This window comes from Mesorhizobium sp. M0960, from assembly GCF_040319055.1.
Lineage (GTDB): Bacteria > Pseudomonadota > Alphaproteobacteria > Rhizobiales > Rhizobiaceae > Mesorhizobium.
Genome location: NZ_JAMYNN010000006.1, coordinates 161,253 through 178,984 on the forward strand (window position 1 = coordinate 161,253; position 17,732 = coordinate 178,984).

Below are 17,732 nucleotides of genomic sequence, written 5' to 3' on the forward strand. Positions count from 1 at the left end.
CAGGACAGAGGGGGGCGCGAAGGAACGCCAACCCGCGCAAATGAATTCCACCTTCCGCTCACCGGGAGCACGCATCGATGAGCGCTCCTGATCACATCATCGTCGGCAGCGGCATCAACGCGCTGGTCTGCGCCGCGATGCTTGGCGGCAAGGGGGCGAAGGTGCTGGTGCTCGAGCGCAACGACCGCATCGGCGGCTGCATGCGCACAGAAGAAATCACCGCGCCCGGCTTCATCCACGACGTGATGGCGACGACCTTCGTTCTGTTCATCACCTCGCCGGCCTATGCGGCGCTGGGCAAGGATCTGGCGCGGCACGGCCTGGAGTTTTGCAACACCGTCACGCCCAGCGGCGTGCTGCGTCCGGATGGCAGCCATGCCATCCTGCGCACCGATCGCGCCGCCAATGTCGCGGCGGCCAATGCGCTTGCCGCGGGCGACGGCGACCGGCACGGCAGCGATGTCGGCGAGATCGAGCGCAATGCCGGCCTCCTGTTCGGGCTGCTCGGCGGCAGCCTGTGGTCTTACCCGACGGCAAAGCTGCTGGCGGGCGAGGCATGGCGGCGCGGCCCGCGTGGCCTTGCCGCCTTTGTCGGCGACGCGCTGGTGCCGGCGCGCGGCTGGCTGGAAAGCACCTACCAGTCGGAAACCATGCGCGCGCTGTGGGCGCCCTGGGTGCTGCATGCCGGCCTCGGGCCCGAAGATGCGTTTTCGGGACAGATCGCCAAGGTCATCGCCTTCGCGCTTGAGGCGGCCGGCGCGCCGATCGTCAAGGGCGGTGCCAGGAACCTGCTGTCCGCCTTCGAAGCCCTGATCAGGGAACGTGGCGGCGAAATCCGCACCGGCGCCGACGTCGCGGCCATCGTCCAGAGCGGAGGCCGTGCAACCGGCGTGCGGCTGGCTTCCGGCGAGATCGTGACCGCCAAGAAGAGCGTGATCTGCTCGGTCACGCCGACCCAGCTTTACGACCGGCTGCTCGGCAGGGATGCTGCAAAGGACGACGCCGAAGCAGCGCAAAAATACCTCTACGGCAAGGGCAATTTCCAGATCCACTATGCCTTGGACAAGCCGCCGGCATGGCGCGGCGAGGGCCTGGACAAGGTCGCGCTGCTGCATCTGACACCCGGGCTCGACGGCGTGTCGAAGGCCTGCAACGAGGCCGTGCGCGGTATGTTGCCGGAGGTGCCGACCATCTGCGTTGGCCAGCCGCATGCGCTCGACCCGTCGCGCTGTCCGGACGGCAAGGCGATCCTGTGGCTGCAATTGCCCGAGGCGCCACGGCATATCAAGGGCGATGCCGCCGGCAAACTGCAGACACCAGCGGACGGCCGCTGGACCGAGGCGCTGCGCGAAGCCTATGCCGACCGCGCCGAAGCGATCCTCGCCAGTCATATCGAAGGATTCAAGGACAGCGTCATCGCACGCCGCGCCTATTCGCCGGCCGATTTGGGAGCGATGAACATCAACTTGGTCGGCGGCGATCCCTATGGCGGCTCCTCGGCTATCGACCAGTCGTTCCTGTGGCGGCCGTTCAAGACGAGCCGCAATCACGATACCGGCGTCAAGGGCCTCTACCATATCGGCGCCTCGACCCATCCGGGTGCTGGCTTGGGTGGCGGCTCCGGCTTCCTCCTGGCGGGGAGGCTGTGATGGAACAGAAGGTTGTGCGCCAGCGCATCTCGACACTGGGCCAGATCGGCCTGCAGCAATTCGCGCCCTATCTGATGAACCGCATCATGGGCCGCTACAATGCCACCTTGCGAGATAATTTCCGCAAGCAGGGCCTGACCATTCCGCAGGTGAGGACGCTGGCCGTCCTGTCGGTCACCGATGGCGTCACCGTCAACGATCTGTCGGTCTATACCGTCATCGAGCAGTCGACCTTGAGCCGTACGCTCGACACGCTGGAGGGACAAGGGTTTGTGCGGCGCGAGCAGGGGGTTACCGACAGCCGTATCCGCCATGTGTTCCTGACCGACGATGGCCGCGCCGAATTCGCGCGCGCCTGGCCGGCCATGCACGACGCTTTCGAGACGATGTTCGACGACATCGACGATGCCGAATACGCGGCGCTGATCGCGACGCTGCAAAAGATGCTGAAGAACATTCGCAAGCACGACATCTGATCTTACGCGCCGCCAGATTCCTGGCGGCAACGGAAGGGAGCCCAAAATGGCCGAACGGTCTTTTGCCAAGGAAGTCGAAAAGCTCAGACTCGGCGCCGGCGAGGAGTTTTCCGGCGAGGGCATTCTGGCCATCACCAAGGCGCTGCTGCAATGCGGCGTCGGTTATGTCGGCGGCTATCAGGGCGCGCCGATCAGCCATTTGATGGACGTGCTGGCCGACGCGCAGGATATCCTGGGCGAGCTTGGCGTGCATTTCGAGGCAAGCGCCTCGGAAGCCACCGCGACCGCCATGCTGGCGGCATCGGTGCACTATCCGATCCGCGGCGCGGCGACCTTCAAGTCGACGGTCGGCACCAATGTCGCGTCCGACGCGCTGGCCAACCTGGCGTCCGGCGGCGTCACCGGCGGCGCACTGATCATCGTCGGCGAGGATTACGGCGAAGGATCGTCGATCATGCAGGAGCGCAGCCACGCCTTCGCCATGAAAAGCCAGGTCTGGCTGCTCGACCCGCGACCGAACCTGCCGTCGATCGTCAAGGCGGTAGAGCACGGCTTCGAGCTGTCCGAGGTTTCCAACACGCCGGTCATGCTGCAGGTGCGCATCCGCTGCTGCCATGTGCACGGCCATTTCATCGCCAAGGATAACAAGCGCCCGGCGATGACGGTCGCCGATGCGCTCGAGGCGCCGCGCCGCGACACCGGCCGCATCGTGCTGCCGCCCGCGTCCTTCCTGCACGAGAAGGAAAAGGTGCAGAAACGCTGGCCGGCGGCGGTGGATTTCATCCGCGACAACAAGATCAACGAGTTCTTCGGCCCGGAGCACGGCGCGGTCGGCATCGTCATGCAGGGCGGCATGTACAATTCCGTCATCCGGGCGCTGCAGCGGCTCGGCCTCGCCGACACCTATGGCGACACCGACGTGCCGCTCTATGTGCTGAACGCCGTCTACCCGCTGGTCGATGACGAGTTCCTGTCCTTCTGCGAAGGCAAGGACGCCGTGCTCGTCGTCGAGGAAGGCCAGCCCAACTACATCGAACAGGCCTTTGCCGCGATGCTGCACAAGGCCGGGCGCGGCACCAAGCTCGTCGGCAAGGAACATCTGCCGATGGCCGGCGAATACACCGGCCAGGTGATGCTCGATGGCATCGGATCATTCCTGCGCGCCACCATCCCGCATCTGCTGCCAAGCGAGGTCCGCGCGCCGAACAAGATCGGCGACGGGCTCGACACCGCCGACCTGATCAACGTCGTCCCGGGCCGCCCGCCCGGCTTCTGCGTCGGCTGCCCGGAGCGGCCGATCTTCGCCGCCACCAAGCTGGTCGAACAGGAGTTGGGCAAGCACCACATCGCCTCCGACATTGGCTGTCATCTGTTTTCGATCATGCCGCCCTTCGAGCTCGGCGCCACCACCATGGGCTACGGATTGGGGCCGGCCTCGGCCTCGGCGTTCAATTCGCCCGATGCTAGGCGCCGCTCGATCTCCTTCGTCGGCGATGGCGGCTTCTGGCATAACGGCCTGACCTCATCGATCGGCAATGCGGTGTTCAACAAGAATGACGGCGTCATCGTCATCGTCGACAATTTCTATTCGGCCGCGACCGGAGGACAGGACATCCTGTCGTCCCGCGCCGGCAACAAGACGAAGTCGACCAAGCATCCGATCACCGAGGCGGTGAAGGGGATGGGCGTCAAATGGCTGCGCCACATCGACCGCACCTACGACGTAACCAAGATGCAAGACGCGCTGCGCGAAGCGCTGACGACGGACGAAAAGGGCCCAAAAGTCATCGTCGCCTCGTCCGAATGCATGCTCAACCGGCAGCGCCGCGAAAAGCCTCTGGTCGACAAGGCGATCAAGGGCGGTAAGCGGACGGTCAAGCCGAAATTCGGCGTCGACGAGGATATCTGCACTGGCGATCACGCCTGTATGCGGCTTTCCGGCTGCCCGTCGCTATCGGTGAAGTCGCTGGACGACCCGCTGCGCGACGATCCGGTGGCGCATATCGACGAGAGCTGCGTCGGCTGTGGCAATTGCGGCGAGGTTGCCGACGCGGCGGTGCTCTGCCCGTCCTTTTACCGCGCCGACGTGGTGCACAATCCGAGCCGCCGGGACCGTTTCCTGGAAGCGGCGCGCCGCGCCATGATCGGCCTCTTGCAGCGGCGCCGTGAAAGCCGGCGCCTGACATTCGCCGATGCTTGACGCTGTCCCATCAGCCCGTTCCAAGGCCGGCGCGCCGGACGACGAGCGCGTCATCAAGCTTGCCGTGCTGGCGGTCGGCGGCCAGGGCGGCGGCGTGCTGGCCGACTGGATCACCGACGTCGCCGAGCGCAACGGCTATGTCGCGCAATCGACCTCGGTCGCCGGCGTCGCCCAGCGCACCGGCGCCACCATCTATTACGTCGAGATGTGCCGCGACAGCGGCCGGCTGCCGGTCTTCGCGCTGTCGCCGTCGCAGGGCGACGTCGATATATTGATCGCCGCCGAACTGATGGAGGCCGGCCGCGCCATCATCCGCGGCTTCGTCACGCCGGAGCGCACGACACTGATCGCCTCGTCGCACCGCATCGCAGCGGTCTCGGAAAAGATCGAGCCCGGCGACGGACGTGCATCGTCGCCAAAGGTGCATGCGACTGCCGAGGCAGCGGCCAAGCGCTTCATCGCCTTCGACATGGAGAAGATCGCCGCCGACAACGGCTCGATGATCTCGGCCAGCCTGCTCGGCGCGCTGGCCGGCTCCGATGCCTTGCCGTTCACACGCGAGAGCTACGAGCAGGCGGTCAGTGCCGGCGGCCGCGGTGTGAAGGCCAGCCTCGCCGCCTTCGGCGCCTCCTACGATCGGGCGCGCGGCATCGCGAGTGCGCCTTCGGGCGATAAGACGGCACAGCCGGCAGCCGCTGAAACTGGCTCGGGCGCGGCGACAAAAGTCAGCGGCCCGCAAAGTCTCTTGCGAGGCTGGCAGCACCTGGCCGCCCGGGTCGATGCTTTGCCGGCTCCTGTCCGCGACATGGCGATGCGCGGTCTGAAAAAGGTTGTCGACTATCAGGACATCGCCTATGGCGGCGAGTATCTCGACCGGCTAGACCGGGCCGTCGTCCTGGACAATGCCGAACATGACTACGCGCTGTCGATCGCCGCCGCCAAGCATCTGGCCAATGCGATGTGCTACGACGACATGATCCGCGTCGCCGACCTGAAGACGCGCTCGAGCCGCGACCGACGCGTACGTCGCGAGGTCGGCGTCAAGGACGGCTCGGTCCTGCAGGTGACCGAATATTTCCATCCGCGCATTGAGGAATTCTGCGGCACGCTGCCGGCCGGGCTCGGCAGCTATATCGAAAGCCGGCCGAAGCTCGCCGCATTCCTCGACCGCCGCATCAACCGCGGCCGCCACATCCGCACCGACAGTTTTGCCGGCTTTGCCGCATTGTGGTTCATCGGCGGCCTGCGCCGCTGGCGCCGCCGCCTGCTGCGCCACAAGGTCGAGACCGCGCATCTCGAGCGCTGGTATGCGCTGGCTCTCGGCCAAGTCAGAGAAGACTATGCGCTGGCCGTCGAGATCCTCAACTCCCGCCGGCTGATCAAGGGTTACAGCGACACCCACGCCCGCGCGCAGTCGAAATTCGACCGGGTGCTGTCGGCGCTCGACCTGCTCAAGGGCCGCCCGGACGCCGCCGACTGGATCAGGCGCCTGCGCGAAGCCGCGCTGAAGGACGAGAAGGGCGACATGCTTGACGGCGCGCTGAAAACCGTGGCGTCGCTGGGCGACACCTCGCCGAGCTGAGGCGCTCGTTCAACCCCGGCTGCAACTCAGTCTGTTGCCCATGTCGCCTTCGACGCGGCAGTCTGCAGGGCAATTCTGAGGCCAATGATCTCGGCGATCGCAGCCTCCAGCACCAGGACGATCGTTTCCTTTGCCACATCATCGAAATTTTCGGCGACATAGCTCAGGTCGCTTAGGACATCGTCTTCCTCTTCCATGATTTTCACCCCCTGTTGAACGTCAGGCCGGAACGGCCGACGATGAGATAGGCTTTGGGCTGGATCGATGGAACGCGTTTCTTTCACGCTATCATCACGGAAGTGAGGCTATCCAGCCCGCTTCGCTAGGTCTTGTCGCCGGCTTGGTTGTCTGCCTGTTTTGTAGTCTTCATGCTTATGGCAGCAGCAAACATATCGGCTCCGGGACAAAATAACGCCCGCTTCCCAGGGGTGATTTGCCAAATCGCCGCGGTCATGTGAGGTCATGTGAAATGAGCGTGTTGCACTCATTGCCTACTGTTGTACCTTCAATGTTCTGGAGGCGCGGGTTTGATGCTGCTTGAGCGAGAGGACCCACTTGGAGCTTTGTTGGCCGCGGCCGAGAGAGCTGCTGCCGGACATGGCGGGACCGTGCTGGTGCATGGCGAGGCGGGCCTCGGCAAGACCTCTCTGCTGCGCGAATTCGCGGAAAACGCCGACCGGGACTGCCGGGTGCTGTGGGGCTGGTGCGAGGCGCTCTTCACGCCGCGTCCATTGGGCCCTCTCCAGGACATGGCGCACTTGCTCGACCCGCGCGTGGCAGCGCTGCTTGAGGAGACCGCAGCCCCGGAGCGGCTGTTCCCGGCATTGCTGAACGCGCTGCAGCGCGCCAAGGGCACGACCGTGCTCATCTTCGAGGACGTGCATTGGGCGGATAATGCGACGCTCGACCTCGTAAGATATCTCGGTCGCCGCGTCTCCCTGCTCCGCACCATGCTGGTGCTCAGCATGCGCAGAGAGGACTTGAACGCCGATCACCCGCTGACCCACGTGCTCGGCGATCTTCCCGCCGCCTCCGTACGCCGCGTGACGCTTAAACCGCTGTCTCCCCAGGCGGTTACGATGCTGGCCGAACAGGCCGGCCGTTCCGCCGACGGGCTTTACCGCATTACTGAGGGCAATCCCTTCTTCGTTACCGAGCTCCTGTCCAGCAGCGAGACCGAATCGGCGCGCGTGCCCGATTCCATACGCGACGCGGTGTGGTCCCGCCTGTCGCGCCTGACGCCTGGAGAGCGCGACGTGCTGGAGGTCATGAGCATCATGCCGGGCAGCGTTGAGCCGTGGCTGATCCGGGCCCTTCTCGGGGACGAGACCGAAGCGCTCGTGGATCGATGCGTCGACCGTGGATTGCTGCGGCGGGACGATCAGGGCGCGCTGACATTTCGCCACGAGCTTGCCAGGGAAGCGACGCTCGACCGGCTCTCCCCCTCTCTGCAACGTTTGCTTCATTCCAAGGTCGAAGCGGCACTCTCGGAAGTTCCGGCGTCGCAGGCAAGCGCTCTGCTTTCGCGCCGCGTCCATCACGCCGGCGGCGCCGACAATGGCGAACGCGTGCTCGAACTCGCGCCACTTGCCGCCAGGCAGGCCGCCCGCCTGGGCGCGCACCGGGAGGCGGCCTCGCATCTGGCGACCGCACTCAGATATGTCGACCAAGCCCCGCCGGAACTGGCCGCGCAGTTGCACGAGGACTGGGCCTACGAGGCCGGCCTGGCGCTGCTTGTCTATGACGCCATCATCGAGGCCCGGCATCGCGCCATCGCTATCTGGCGGCAGCTGGACCGGGTCGACAAGATAGGGCTCAATTTGCGCTGGCTGTCGCGGCTGCACTGGCGGCGCGGCGAAGGTCCGCAGGCGGAAGAGTATGCGGACCAGGCCGTGCATGAAGTGGAAAGGCTGCCGCCGGGTCCCGAAGTGGCAATGGCCTACAGCACACGCTCGCAGCTCCACATGCTGCACTATCGTTTCGACGAGGCGATCGAATGGGGCGAGCGCGCGATCAGCCTGGCCGATCGGCTGGGTGAGGTCGAGACGCGCGTTCACGCCCTCAACAATGTCGGCACCGCGCTCATGTTCGCCGACCGTCCCGGCGGCCGTGAGCGGCTGGAGGAAAGCCTTGCCCTGGCGCTCGAGCACGGGCTCCACGACCATGCGGCGCGGGCCTATACGAACTTTGCGGAATGCGCGGTGGTGGCCAAGGACTTCGAGCTGGCGGAGCGGCTGCTGGCCGAAGGCATCGCATTCTGCACCAGGCACGACCTCGATTCGGCGGCGCAATACCTGCTCGGCCGGCAGGCGCAGCTTTGCATGGAACAGGGCCGGTTTCGCGAGGCCGCAACCATCGCTCAGGGCGTCATGAATGTGGAGCGCCTGCCGATGGTGATGCACTTGCCGGCGCTCACCGTGCTTGGCACGGTCCGCGTAAGGCTGGGCGAGACCGACGGCGTCGACCTTTTGCAGCGGGCCCTTGCGGAGGGGCAGACGACCGGCGAGCCGCAGCGTATCGTCCCGGTTCGCCTGGCGCTGACGGAGGCGGCCTGGCTTGCCGAGGATATCGGCGCCGGCCACGCGCAGCTTACCGAGCTGGCGGCCATGAACCTCGACAATTTCCGCCCCAGGGACCTTGGCGAATTGTCGGTCTGGTGGCGTCGATGCGGAATGCCCGGATCGCTGCCGGCGCTATCGGCGCCCATACCGTCGCCCTGGTCCGCCGAGCTTGTCGGCGACCCGCAGGCCGCCGCGGCGGAGTGGACGCGTTTCTCGCTGCCCTACGAGGCAGCACTTGCCCTCATGCAGGTTCGTGGGGCGGATGCCGGAACGGCGCTCGCTCGCGCCGTGGCGATGCTGGACGAGATCGACGCGCCCGCGGCCGCAGCGCTGGCGCGCAAGCTCGCGCAGCGTCAGGGCCTGTCAGGCCTGCTGCCGAAGGTGCAGCGCGGACCCTATGCGGCGGCCCGTCGCCATCCGCTCGGCCTGACACAGCACGAGCAGAAGGTGCTCGCCCTGATCGCCCAGGGCATCAGCAACAAGGAAGTCGCGCGACATTTGTCGCGCTCGCCCCGCACGATCGAGCATCACGTCTCCTCGCTGCTCGGCAAGCTCAACGCCGCAAACCGTATGGAAATCCTCCTGCGGCTGCGCGGCGAGCCGTGGCTCCTGACGGGCACCCATCCGTTGGAACCGCACCAGACGGGACCATGATTCCAGCTGATTCTGTCGGGATGGAACAGGCTCTGGGTAGTTCCCGCAGCGAAATCTCCGCGAAAACTGGGAAATCGACCGCCTAAAAATGGGTGGCGGTACCGATTTGCATGCCCGCCGCTCCGCGTAGGCTTCTGCTCGCAGCGTGGATGGACCTCCCAACACCACGACGCCTTCACGATCCGGGGGAGAAGGCGGGCAACGGCGGCGGTGCGGGGAACCGCCGCCGGCGTCCGGCGGCTGGGGCGCGACGGAATTCCTCGCCGCTCTGTGATCGACGCCACAAACGGGAGGCTGCAATGTCAAATTCGCTTCTGCCGTCGACGGCCATGCTGCAATTCCTGGCGGCATATACGGTGATCATGATCACGCCAGGCCCGATCGGGCTCGCGACCGGCAGCCTTGCCTCCCTACACGGCTTTGGCAGGACGGTTCCGCTCGTGGCCGGGATCGGCGCCGGAACCGCCGTGCTGGCGGTCCTGGTGGCATTGGGCGCCGTTCATCTTTCCGGGTCGCTGTCGGTGCCGGCGGTCAAGATCGCTGGTGCGGCGGTCCTTGGCTGGATGGCCCTGCGCATCGCCAGAACGGCGCCGCCGGCCGTCGGCGACGAGCCTCAGAGACGACAGGCCGGATTGTTTGCCGGCGGGTTTCTCATCAGCATTCTCTCGCCTGAAACCGCCACTTTCTTTGCCGTCGCCTTCATGGGGCTGATGCTGCCGATCCGGAATTCGAACGAGATGCTGATGGTCGCGGCCATCGTCGCCATCATCGACATTGGCTGGTACGGATTTCTGGCCGTCGCCCTTTCGCGTCCGGTCGTGCGCGCTGCCGCGATGCGGCATCATCGGGTCATCTGCCGGGCGGCGGGGGTCGTGCTGGCAATGCTCGCGCTCGTCTCGGCGGCGTCGGCCTTTCCACTCGGCTGAGCGCTGGTTGAAGGAGGCGCGCGGGATAGGTCGTTTGGTGCCGCTTGCGTGACTCGAACACGCGACCCCATCATTACGAATGATGTGCTCTACCAACTGAGCTAAAGCGGCCCGGGAAGCCGAGCTTCCAGGATGGGCTGGGTGATAGACGCAACCAGCGTTTAATTCAAGATGGTAGCGTTGAATTCAAGATGGCAGCCGCGAATTCAAGGACGAGGCTTGGCAAATCGTATCGGTCCCGGGCCGGGCGCAAGGGCAGCAGCCGCGCCGATCCGCCATAGGCCGTGCGACGCCGTTTCGCACGGCCGCCCCGACCGCCACGTTGCCGCCGTGACCGGAAAAGCAGCGAAAAATGTTGATTCCTTTACCGAAAACCGCCGAAATGAGCTTTGCACCCCTCGGCAAGGCAGAATGCGGCCGCTCGCTTGTTGATTGATTGGTCGCCTGCGGCTAACGATCATGACAATGTGAGTGAAATTGCAGAGGGAATTTGCTTGGACGCGATCGAAAAAGCGATCCGCAATGCCTTCGAGAAAGGCAATGCCGACGACCGGGCGTTTCGCGAGCGGGTCTATCGATCGGCTTTCGCGGCACTCGACCGTGCCCTGCAGGCCAATCCAAACGTCACCGTGGAGGTCGCCATCAAGCGCCGCAAGGCGGTCCAGGCCAAGATCACCGAAATCGAATCGGAATTCCTGCCGGCGGTTCCCGACGTCGCCGCGCCGACCGACAGTTTGGAGACAGCACCGGCGGTGGAGCCTCCAGCTGAAACCGAAACCGAAGCCGAGCCCGTGCCGTCGCCCGATGTCGTCGTTGACGGTCCGGCGCAGCCGCCCGAATCCGATGCGCCTCGGTCGCGCGTCCTGCCGGTCGTCCCCGACATCATGCCCGATGCACCTGTTGCCGAAGTGCCGGTGATCGACATGGGGGCCTCGGCTCCGACCGAAGCCGACGTCGAAACCGACGATGCGGAAGTGACGCCCGACCGCGACGACCGGCGGGCGAGGCGGCGGCGCCTGCCTTTGACCGCGATCTTCCTCGGTGTGACGCTGCTCGCAGCCGCCGGCATCGGCCTTTATTTCGCCAACCAGACCGGCGTCTTCAAATCGGCAACCGAACTCGACACGGCGCCGCCGGAAGTGCCGCCAACGGTCGACGGCGACGATTTCACGCCGGATGACACCGCTTCGCCGCCAAAGCAGGGCGAGGAGGACCAGGCGCGCGACTGGATCAACGTGTTTTCGCCGGGCGACCCGACGCAGGTCAATGCGCCGTCGGACGCCAAGGCCGACGTTGTCCAGGACGAAAGCGGTTCCTTCCTGCGCATCCGCTCGGGCGCATCCGGCTCGGCCATCAGCTTCGACGTCGGGCAAGGCGTGCTGGAGAGGATCGCCGGCAAGCATGCCACATTCGACATCATCGCACGCTCCGAGGAGGGGCAGGAGACGCAGATTTCCGTCGACTGCAATTTCGGCGAACTCGGCGACTGTGGCCGCAAGCGCTATGCGGTCGGTCGCGAGCGCAATGAATATCTGTTCGACGTGCGCCTTCCCGACAAGCGTCCGGGCGCTGCCGGCACCATCGCCATCAATTCCGACTTCGACAAGCAGGGCAAGTCGGTCGACATCTACGAGATCCGCGTTTCAGTCCTTCCTTAAGTTAACTGTCGAGCAGCGCCTGCAGCGTCTCGATGCGGTCGGCTTCGGCCGCCGGCTTGTCCCAGCGCAATCGTGAAATGCGGGGGAAGCGCATGGCGACGCCCGATTTGTGCCGCGTCGAGCGGTTGAGCCCTTCGAATGCCACCTCCAGTACGAGGCCTTGTCTGCGGTCGGCACGCACTGAGCGCACCGGGCCAAAGCGCTCGATCGTGTTGTCGCGGACATATTTGTCGATCTGCCTCAGCTCTTCGTCGGTGAAGCCGAAATAGGCTTTTCCCACCGGCACCAGCTCTTCCGATCCTTCCGGCCCGGACCAGACGCCGAATGTATAATCGGAATAGAAGCTCGAGCGCTTGCCGTGGCCGCGCTTGGCATACATCAGTACGGCGTCGACCGTGTGCGGATCGCGCTTCCATTTGAACCAGGGGCCCTTCGGCCGCCCGGCCACATAAGGCGAATCCCAGCGCTTCAGCATGACGCCTTCGATGACCGGATGCAGCGGCTTGCGGCGCAATTCCTCCAGCGCCTGCCAGTTGGTGAATTCGACCAGCGGCGATAGATCGAAGCGGCTCGGATCGAGTGTCCTCACAAAGGCCTCGAGCCGGCCGCGCCGTTCGCGGAAGGGAAGTCCGCGCACATCCTCGTCGCCGATCTGCAGCGCATCGTAGCAGCGCATGAAGGCCGGGTATTGCTGCTGGATCTTGGGTGACACGCTCTTGCGGTTCAGCCGCTGCTGCAGGTCCGAGAACGTGCCCGTCGCCTGCCTGGGGTCTCCGACCAAAAGCTCGCCGTCGAGGGCGCCGGAAAAATCCATCGCCTCAGCAAGATCGGGAAAGGCGCCGGAGACATCGTCACCGGTGCGCGAATAGAGCCGGCGAATGCCGCCTTCGCAAACCGCCTGGACGCGGATGCCGTCCCATTTCCATTCGGCCGCGTAGTCGGCCGGGTCGAGCTTTTCGAGGTCGCCGTCACCGACGGCATTCGACAGCATCACCGGCCTGAACAGCGCCAGCGCCGTCTTCCTGGGTTTTTCCGCTTTACCCTCCAGCCAGGCGAACAGCGCGATATAGGGCGGCGTCAGGCCGTGCCAGAGTTCCTCGATTTCGGCGATTTCGACCCTGCCGAAATCAGCGAGCGCCTGCTTGGCCAGCCGCGCCGAGACGCCGATGCGCAGGCCACCGGTGACCAGCTTTATGATGGCAAAGCGCGCCGAAGTGCTGGCGCTGTCGAGCAGCCGGGCCAGCACCTGCGGCCCGTCGGAACGGCTCGCCGCCTGCAGCTTCGCCACCACCTCGGCCAGGGTCGGCTCGTGGTTCGCAATATCGACCGGCGCTTGCGGCCAGACCAACGACACGGTCTCGGCCAGGTCGCCGACATAGTCGTAGGAATAGCCGAACAGCACCGGGTCCATGCGCTCGATCACCAATGTGCGCAGCATCGCCGGCTTGACCGCGGCGATGGACAGATCGCCGGTGATGGCCGCCAGCGCCAGCCCGCGATCCGGATCCTCGACGCTGCGGAAATAATCGGTCAAAAGCGTCAGCTTGCCGTTGCGCGACGGCGTCAGCACCAGCCGGTCGAGAAGCTCGGCGAAGCGGTTCATGGGAGGCGCGCCAACGGGGGAAGCTTGCGATCCTTCGCGCCCCCCTCTGTCCTGCCGGACATCTCCCCCACCAGAGGGGAGATTGGATGTCGCCACTGGTTTCGCCAATCTCCAGCGTTGAGGAAACGAGCGCGGCGCCAAAGCTGCCGATCTCCCCCCTCGTGGGGGAGATGGCCGGCAGGCCAGAGGGGGGCGCGACAGAACGCCATACCGGCGATTTCCACCATCAATCGCCCTCGTCCTCATAGCCAACCAGATGCAGCGGCCTGGCGGCGATGCCTTCGAGTTCGCACCAGCGCACCAGCGCCTCCTCGCGGCCATGCGTCACCCAGATTTCCTCGGCGCCGGTCTCCTTGATCGTCGCTGTCAGCTCGTCCCAGTCGGAGTGATCGGAGATGATCAGCGGCAGCTCGACGCCGCCCTGTTTGGCGCGCTGGCGGATACGCATCCAGCCTGAGGCGAAGCACGACATCGGATCGGGAAAACGCCGCGCCCAGCGATCGGCGAACGCGGATGGCGGGCCGACGACGATGGCGCCAGCAAAGTCGCTTTTCGCGCCGCTCTCGACGGTCGCCGGTTCCAGTGTGCCGAGATAGATGTCCTGGCTCTGGAAATACTCGCTGAGCTTGGCCAGCGCGCCATGGATGTAGATCGGCTTTTCGTAGCCGGCATCGCGCAGCAGGCGCATGACGCGCTGCGCCTTGCCAAGCGCATAGGCGCCGACCAGATGCGTGCGTTCGGGAAACTGCTCGGTCGATTTCAGCAACCGGGCGATCTCTTCGCTATCGGGCGGATGGCGGAACACCGGCAGGCCGAACGTCGCCTCGGTGATGAAGACGTCGCATTTGAGTGGCTCGAACGGCTCGCAGGTCGCGTCCTTCTGGCGCTTATAGTCGCCGGACGCGACGATGCATGTGCCCTGATGCGCGACCTTGATCTGCGCCGAGCCCAGCACATGGCCAGCCGGGTGAAAGCTGACGGTGGCGCCGTCGAGCGTGATCGTCTCGCCGAGCACGGCGGCTTGCGTCGTTCCGGCAAAATCTTCGCCGTAGCGCAGCCCCATGATGTCGAGCGTCTGCTGCGTCGCCATCACCGAGCGGTGGCCGGAGCGGGCATGGTCGGAATGGCCATGTGTGATCAGCGCCCGGTTGACCGGCCGCACCGGGTCGATGAAGAAATCGCCGGGCGGGCAATACAGCCCTTCCGGCCGGGGATGAAGCAGGTCGCTGGCGCGCATGGCCCCAAGATAGGCGCTAATTCCGGCGCGGGAAGCCTGTTGTAAGTCACTGCTGACTCCAGCATAGAGCGCAGGCCGGCCGCAAAACACCGGCGGAACCTGATCGCCATGAAACCGCTCCAGACTTCGTCCGGCGATCCGACCGCCGACCGCCGCGCCGACTATGCCGAAATGCTCCATGCGTCCGGCGATCATGCGGCAGCGTCGGAATTGCTGCTCGGCGCGCTCGAACTGGCGCCGCAATGGCCGGCCGGCTGGTTCCGCCTCGGTGAGATGCAGGAGGCGGCGGGCGCGCCCGATCTCGCCGCGCAGGCCTGGACGACGGCACTGCGGCTGGACCCGGCGGACAGGCTCGGCGCGGTGCTCAAGCTGCAATTGATCGGCAAGGCAGCGGCCGCCCAGGCGCCGCCCAGCGCCTTTGTCGAGACGCTGTACGACCACTATGCCGGAAGCTTCGAGGGTGAGCTGGTCGACAGGCTAGGCTATCGTCTGCCCGAATGTCTCGACCGAGCCATCCGGGCAGCACGGCCGGGCCGGTTTTCGCTGGTGCTCGATCTCGGCTGCGGCACCGGCCTCATGGGCCAGAGACTGCGGCCGATCGCCGATCGGCTGGAGGGTTACGACATCTCGGCCGGCATGCTGAGGCAGGCGCGCGCCAAAGGCGTCTACGATCTGCTCGTCAAGACGGACCTGCAGGATTTTTGCTATTCAGGCCCGAAAGCCGATCTGGTGACGGCGGCAGATGTGTTCATCTATCTCGGCGCACTCGACAAGGTGGTGACCAAGATTGCCGGAATGCTTGCCGGCGGCGGTCTGTTTGCGTTCTCCGTCGAGACGCTCTCCGGCGGCGACCTATCTGGCAGCGGCGATTTCGCCTTGCAGCCGTCGCGCCGCTATGCGCATTCGCAAAGCTATGTAGAGCGGGTTCTGGACGCCAACGGCTTTTCGGTCCTGTCGCTGCAGGCAACGATTATCCGGCAGGATCGCCGCGAACCGGTCGAAGGGCTTGCCGTACTGGCAAGCTTGCTTTCCGGCAGCGTAAAATCTGGCTAAGACTCCTGCCGCTGCACAGGAGAGTGGCAGCTGCGAAAGACAAGGAGCACGTTCATGCGCTGGAACATGATGGTCTTGGCATCTTGCCTGGCGATGGCCGGCTGCGTCGGCAATTCGATGTCCGAACGGCAGGACGAAAACGTCCAGTCCTCGCTGCTATATGACAAGGTGCCTTGCGACCAATTGCTGGCGCAACGAAACGGCCTGGCGCAGCAATATCATTTGCCGGTGGACGCCAAGCCGTCCTTCTCCAACCCGGCGACGGGCTTCGGCCCGTTCACGCCGGACATGCGCTCAAAAGCCAAACGTGACGCCGACCAGGCAAGCGGCAAGATCGACGCCATGAACCGGTCGATCAGCCGCCGCGAATGCGGCAAGCCGGCCAGGCAGAACAAGCTCAGCCTGACCTGACCGGACCCTAATCCGCCACCTTCCATTGCTCGCGCGAGGCACTGGCGGGGTAGACGCCGAGAATGCGCATTTCGCGCGAGAAGAAGGCGAGCTCGTCGAGCGCCAGCTTCACCAGCGGGTCGTCGGGATGGCCCTCTATGTCGGCGTAGAACAGCGTCGCCGTAAACGCGCCGAGCTGGTAGCTTTCCAGCTTGGTCATGTTGATGCCGTTGGTGGCGAAGCCGCCCATCGCCTTGTAGAGCGCGGCAGGCACGTTGCGGACGCGGAAGATGAAGGTCGTCATCATCTTGGCGTCGGCCGAGGGGCGTTCGGCCCATTGCTTGTTCTTGGTCAGCACGACGAAACGGGTGACGTTGCTGTCGGTGTCCTCGACATTCTCCTCGATGATGTCGAGCCCGTAGAGCGTCGAGGCCAGCGCCGGCGCCAGCGCGGCCATGGTGCGGTCCTTCATCGCGGCGACCATCTTGGCGGCGCCCGCCGTGTCGCCGGCAACCGTCGCCTTCCAGCCGTTCTTGCGGATGTATTTGCGGCATTGGCCGAGCGCGTGGATGTGGCTGTGCACGGTCCGGATCTCGTCGCGCCTGACGCCGGGCAGCACCATCAGCTGGAAGTGGATCGGCAGGAAATATTCGCCGATGATGTGCAGCTTCGATTCCGGCAAGAGGTGATGGATGTCGGCGACGCGGCCGGCAATGGTGTTCTCGATCGGGATCATCGCCAGATCGGCCTTGCCGGTCTCGACGGCGTTGAAGGCGTCCTCAAAGGTCGGGCACGGCAACGGCTCCATCGACGGGAACATGTTGCGGCAGGCGGTGTCGGAATTGGCGCCCGGCTCGCCCTGGAAGGATATTTTGTTGGTCTTTTCAGGCATGCGCAGAGTCTCGGGAATTGGGGGAAGAATTTCTTAGTTGGAAAGGAGCGCCCTGGCGCGTTCGAGATCGTCCGGCGTATCGACGCCAAGCGGCACCGACTGCACGATCTCCGCATCAATGCGCATGCCGGCCTCGAGCGCCCGCAACTGCTCCAGCCGCTCGCGGCGCTCCAGCGGCGACGGCCTCAGCGCAACGAAGCGTTCGAGTGCGGCGCGGCGATAGGCATAGAGGCCGATATGATGGTAGAGCGGGCCTTCGCCCCAGGGGGCGGTGGCGCGGGTGAAATAGAGCGCCCTGAGCCGCGTCGCCGAGAGTGGCGAGCCGACCAGCTTGACGACGTTCGGATTGGTCTTTTCCTCGTCGCGGACGATCTCGACGCAGAGCGTGGCGATGTCGACCGCTGCGTTCTCGAAAGGCTTAAGCGCGGCGCCGATAACAAGGGGCTCGATGGTCGGCAGATCGCCCTGCACATTGACGATGGTCTCGACGCTGTTGCCAGGGTCGAGAATGGTCAGCGCTTCGAAGATGCGGTCGGAGCCGGTTTCGTGGTCCGCCCGCGTCATCACCGCCTCGAAATCATGCGCGCGCACCGCCTCCGCAACGCTTTGCGTATCGGTGGCGACGACGACCCGGCCGAGGCCGGCCTCGGCAGCACGGCGGGCGACGTGGACGATCATCGGAGTGCCGGCGATGTTGGCCAGCGGCTTGCCCGGCAGGCGGGTCGAGGCCATGCGGGCCGGGATCAGGATGAGGGTGGACATGAGGCGGGCAGGGGCTCGAAAAAGAGGAGGACAAAAGTGGCAAAAGGTCTCACTGGCAGCGCCCTTATAGGTGTTGCAACGCAGGAGCA

The 17,732-nt window shown here is 65.2% G+C and carries 14 protein-coding genes and 1 tRNA gene; 9 read left to right on the plus strand and 6 right to left on the minus strand.

The window, feature by feature from the left end; genetic code table 11:
• The first annotated feature begins 77 nt into the window (after nucleotides 1-77).
• From NKH63_RS14460 to NKH63_RS14475, 4 genes are read left to right on the plus strand one after another with little or no spacing between them, the layout of a single operon-like run.
• Nucleotides 78-1,649 carry a phytoene desaturase family protein gene (locus NKH63_RS14460; protein ID WP_352917996.1) on the plus strand — a complete coding sequence of 524 codons (1,572 nt, stop codon included), beginning with the start codon at nucleotides 78-80 and terminating at the stop codon, nucleotides 1,647-1,649.
• Complete coding sequence (locus NKH63_RS14465; RefSeq protein ID WP_023717860.1) at nucleotides 1,649-2,125, plus strand: MarR family winged helix-turn-helix transcriptional regulator; 477 nt, start codon at nucleotides 1,649-1,651, stop codon at nucleotides 2,123-2,125. Before NKH63_RS14460 ends, NKH63_RS14465 begins: the two co-directional genes overlap by 1 nt.
• Before the next feature lie 46 nt (nucleotides 2,126-2,171).
• Nucleotides 2,172-4,325, plus strand: coding sequence for a thiamine pyrophosphate-dependent enzyme (locus tag NKH63_RS14470; protein WP_352917998.1), 2,154 nt, complete (start codon nucleotides 2,172-2,174; stop codon nucleotides 4,323-4,325).
• Entirely contained in the window at nucleotides 4,318-5,907 is a 1,590-nt protein-coding gene (locus NKH63_RS14475) for an indolepyruvate oxidoreductase subunit beta family protein (protein ID WP_352716771.1), read from the plus strand. The genes NKH63_RS14470 and NKH63_RS14475 overlap by 8 nt, the downstream gene beginning before the upstream one ends.
• 26 nt (nucleotides 5,908-5,933) lie before the next feature.
• Here the strand turns inward: NKH63_RS14475 and NKH63_RS14480 are convergent, their stop codons facing one another.
• Entirely contained in the window at nucleotides 5,934-6,104 is a 171-nt protein-coding gene (locus NKH63_RS14480; RefSeq protein WP_023717857.1) for a hypothetical protein, read from the minus strand.
• A 333-nt stretch (nucleotides 6,105-6,437) separates the two neighbouring features.
• Here NKH63_RS14480 and NKH63_RS14485 point away from each other — a divergent pair, with 333 nt between their 5' ends.
• Nucleotides 6,438-9,122 (plus strand): ATP-binding protein, encoded by a 2,685-nt coding sequence (locus tag NKH63_RS14485; RefSeq protein ID WP_352918000.1) that lies wholly within the window; start codon nucleotides 6,438-6,440, stop codon nucleotides 9,120-9,122.
• A 299-nt stretch (nucleotides 9,123-9,421) separates the two neighbouring features.
• On the plus strand, nucleotides 9,422-10,048 hold the full coding sequence (locus tag NKH63_RS14490) for a LysE family translocator (RefSeq protein WP_352483271.1): 627 nt from the start codon (nucleotides 9,422-9,424) through the stop codon (nucleotides 10,046-10,048).
• 35 nt (nucleotides 10,049-10,083) lie between these two features.
• On the opposite strand, the gene NKH63_RS14495 is transcribed toward NKH63_RS14490, so the two are convergent.
• Nucleotides 10,084-10,159, minus strand: a tRNA-Thr gene (locus NKH63_RS14495).
• 383 nt (nucleotides 10,160-10,542) lie between these two features.
• Here NKH63_RS14495 and NKH63_RS14500 point away from each other — a divergent pair.
• Nucleotides 10,543-11,706 carry a hypothetical protein gene (locus NKH63_RS14500; protein WP_023717852.1) on the plus strand — a complete coding sequence of 388 codons (1,164 nt, stop codon included), beginning with the start codon at nucleotides 10,543-10,545 and terminating at the stop codon, nucleotides 11,704-11,706.
• Between the two features lies 1 nt (nucleotide 11,707).
• Here the strand turns inward: NKH63_RS14500 and NKH63_RS14505 are convergent, their stop codons facing one another.
• Together NKH63_RS14505 and NKH63_RS14510 are read right to left on the minus strand one after the other, a co-directional pair.
• Nucleotides 11,708-13,309, minus strand: a complete 1,602-nt coding sequence (locus NKH63_RS14505; protein WP_352918001.1) for a cisplatin damage response ATP-dependent DNA ligase — start codon at nucleotides 13,307-13,309, stop codon at nucleotides 11,708-11,710.
• 226 nt (nucleotides 13,310-13,535) lie between these two features.
• On the minus strand, nucleotides 13,536-14,546 hold the full coding sequence (locus NKH63_RS14510; RefSeq protein ID WP_352918002.1) for a ligase-associated DNA damage response exonuclease: 1,011 nt from the start codon (nucleotides 14,544-14,546) through the stop codon (nucleotides 13,536-13,538).
• A 108-nt stretch (nucleotides 14,547-14,654) separates the two neighbouring features.
• Here NKH63_RS14510 and NKH63_RS14515 point away from each other — a divergent pair, with 108 nt between their 5' ends.
• On the plus strand, nucleotides 14,655-15,599 hold the full coding sequence (locus NKH63_RS14515) for a class I SAM-dependent methyltransferase (RefSeq protein ID WP_352483267.1): 945 nt from the start codon (nucleotides 14,655-14,657) through the stop codon (nucleotides 15,597-15,599).
• A 54-nt stretch (nucleotides 15,600-15,653) separates the two neighbouring features.
• Nucleotides 15,654-16,010 (plus strand): hypothetical protein, encoded by a 357-nt coding sequence (locus tag NKH63_RS14520; RefSeq protein WP_352590814.1) that lies wholly within the window; start codon nucleotides 15,654-15,656, stop codon nucleotides 16,008-16,010.
• Between the two features lie 7 nt (nucleotides 16,011-16,017).
• On the opposite strand, the gene NKH63_RS14525 is transcribed toward NKH63_RS14520, so the two are convergent.
• Both NKH63_RS14525 and NKH63_RS14530 read right to left on the minus strand, forming a co-directional pair.
• Nucleotides 16,018-16,881, minus strand: coding sequence for a prephenate dehydratase (locus NKH63_RS14525; RefSeq protein ID WP_352483265.1), 864 nt, complete (start codon nucleotides 16,879-16,881; stop codon nucleotides 16,018-16,020).
• Nucleotides 16,882-16,914: 33 nt separating this feature from the next.
• On the minus strand, nucleotides 16,915-17,643 hold the full coding sequence (locus NKH63_RS14530) for a 3-deoxy-manno-octulosonate cytidylyltransferase (protein ID WP_023717846.1): 729 nt from the start codon (nucleotides 17,641-17,643) through the stop codon (nucleotides 16,915-16,917).
• Between the last annotated feature and the right edge of the window lie 89 nt (nucleotides 17,644-17,732).